Raw genomic sequence first — 1,482 nt, 5'->3', positions numbered from 1 at the left:
ACCCAATAACATGAACATCGACTCCGTGTTTTCTATTAGTAAATTTCCACTTTCTAGCCCATCAGCTGCTACTCGCCCCAACTCTTGTGAAAAAGAACCACAAACCCCCTGCTGCCCGTCCCTATCTACAATAAATAATCCAGTTATACAGTCTCTTTTTTTTGTATAAGGGTTGGCATATTTTAAGTAACCAAAAGAGGTAATCTCATAATCCTCTGTACTCGTACTCTTGAAGGGAGACAAATTTCCTTCAAAACTACGGAAATAGGGGGCGGCGTCATTATCTTCTGCAAAAAAGTAAAAAGGATATTTTTTCTCGTCCCACCATGATTCTTTGTTTTCAGGTCTAATTGCTCCCAGCAAAAAAGGATTATCACTGCCTTTGCTTATCGATACAATCCTAAATTCTGGGTGGTTGCAGCACACAAACTGATAAAAAGCTTCTCCAGTTTTATCTACATCACTCCAGGGAGAAAACAATGCCGTGGTAAGCCTGTCTTTAACTAACCTTTGCCTCACACAAAGATTTGATTTCACCTCTAGAAGTAAATCCAAGGTGTATTCTACCGACGACAGGGCTAATGGATAATAATAATTGACGTTACCTGACTCATTAACTGGCTCTGAAACTCCATACCCTGCTAATTCCATGGCTCTAGCAATAGCACTAGACAGTTCCTGCTGGGTTGAAATGTGCTGGTTAAAAACCTTGGTAATGGCTGGCATGATTACCCCACTAAATCGTCTGGGTCTATGGCTGAGGTTGGGTCAGCTGTGTAAAGGCTTAGGGTTTTTTGGTACTCCAGTTGGCTTTGCTCACCGCGACTAGCAAAGGTTTTGAAGCTATCAGCAATAATTACCCCCACTGTGGGGTCCTCGCTAGCTGTAGCGGGTTGATTCTCGATATTGAGTAAAATTAGACTTGCTAAAATTTGGTCGGCATTGGGCTGGGTAACATCTAATCCGACGGCAGCGAGGTCGGCAATGGTAATTTGCAGTTTGCCGTTAGACAAGGTGGCGCTAGCACCAAATCTTTGTTGTAAGGTTAGTGGCATCTTTGTCACAAAACTAGATTTGGTGTTCATAATATAGCTATAGCTGTATCTTTGATACCGTGAAAACACTGAAATTTAGTTATAAAAGTTAATATGGGTCAAATACCCCAACCTCACTTGCGGTGCCTAAAATTGGTTGGGGTCAAATCCCCATCCTTTGAAAGTCACCGCCTCACCGTGTCTCCGCGTATTTAAGTTTTGTTATTATGCTTATTCCTGAGTCAGACCCAAAATACACTGTGGTTGTTCTTCCCTTAGGTATAGCAGTACGTATTAAGGTTAGGACAAGCGTTCATCACTAAAACTTTGTCACAGTCAACTTCTGCCTTCTGCCTTCTGCCCCCTGCCTTGCGCGTAGCGCTATAAGTCTCCTGCTCTTGATGAGGCTCTCAACAACAATCCTGATTTGGCTAGGGTTTGGGGGAAC

Annotated in this window: 2 protein-coding genes; both read right to left on the bottom strand. The window is 42.8% G+C overall.

The genetic code is table 11. The annotated features are described in order from the left end of the window. Nucleotides 1-726: hypothetical protein (locus tag F6K23_RS40425; RefSeq protein ID WP_293166838.1), on the bottom strand; the 726-nt coding region annotated here is incomplete at its 3' end. 2 nt (nucleotides 727-728) lie between these two features. Then, nucleotides 729-1,085, bottom strand: a complete 357-nt coding sequence (locus F6K23_RS40420) for a hypothetical protein (protein ID WP_293166837.1) — start codon at nucleotides 1,083-1,085, stop codon at nucleotides 729-731. Between the last annotated feature and the right edge of the window lie 397 nt (nucleotides 1,086-1,482).

It is taken from the genome of Okeania sp. SIO2C9 (assembly GCF_010672455.1).
Lineage (GTDB): Bacteria > Cyanobacteriota > Cyanobacteriia > Cyanobacteriales > Microcoleaceae > Okeania.
This window is presented reverse-complemented; position numbering and strand designations above follow the sequence as displayed.